The following is a 728-nucleotide window of genomic DNA, read 5'->3' as shown; positions in this document are numbered from 1 at the left end:
CAATCGTTGCCCCCGCCGATATTCTGATCGAACCGCGCGCCATCCTGGAGAAACCGCGCGCCGGGCGCATGCCGTACGATGTGACCGTGACGGCGAGCATTGGCACTTGCACGGGCCCGCTGTTGCGCGAAGTCGACTGGAAGGCGCTGTACGCGTGTGCCGATCGTGCGTTGTTCGAAGCAAAGTCTGCAGGACGAGACCGCGTACGCGGTCGCCATTTGCCCGATCGCTGGGCAGCCTGACACGATTGGTGGACTTTCTTGCTCCGAATCGGAATTACCGATAGAATCGGGATGCAAAGGGGCTGGCCATGCGCAATCGCCGCATCACGATCGGAATCGTCGCAGCCCTCGCGCTGATCGCGGTCGTGCGCCACCCGAGCGCCGACATTCAGATTTTGACGCATGACGCTACGGATCGTGCGCCACATCAGGTAAAGGCGGCGCTGGACCTCGGGCTGGTTGCCATATCGGTACTCGTCACCTGGACGGGAGCTCATATCTCCTGACGCTTGCGGCGCGCGGGAAGGCTGCTTACACCCCTGTCAATGATCTCCGCTGAAGCCGTCTGGCGCCAATCCTACCGTCATCCAACCCCTTGGGAGAGCGCCTTTCCTGCGCTGTCGATGGTGGAATTGTTCGAGCGCTCCGCGCATGCGGCAGGCAAGGCTCCGTTGATCGATTTCCTGGGCCGGCACTTCAGTTATGCCGAGACGCTGGACGGAGCGA

General features: G+C 62.1%; 2 protein-coding genes and 1 pseudogene. All 3 read left to right on the top strand.

The annotated features are described in order from the left end of the window. Positions 1 to 242: pseudogene (locus AACY52_RS28840) on the top strand (GGDEF domain-containing protein); the annotation flags it as partial. A gap of 68 nt (positions 243 to 310) precedes the next feature. Beyond that, complete coding sequence (locus AACY52_RS28835; RefSeq protein WP_339561147.1) at positions 311 to 508, top strand: hypothetical protein; 198 nt, start codon at positions 311 to 313, stop codon at positions 506 to 508. A gap of 39 nt (positions 509 to 547) precedes the next feature. Beyond that, a partial coding sequence (locus tag AACY52_RS28830; RefSeq protein WP_339561146.1) for a hypothetical protein occupies positions 548 to 728 on the top strand: 181 nt, incomplete at its 3' end.

It is taken from the genome of Pseudomonas sp. EA_65y_Pfl1_P113 (assembly GCF_963970525.1).
GTDB lineage: Bacteria > Pseudomonadota > Gammaproteobacteria > Pseudomonadales > Pseudomonadaceae > Aquipseudomonas > Aquipseudomonas tritici.
This window is presented reverse-complemented; position numbering and strand designations above follow the sequence as displayed.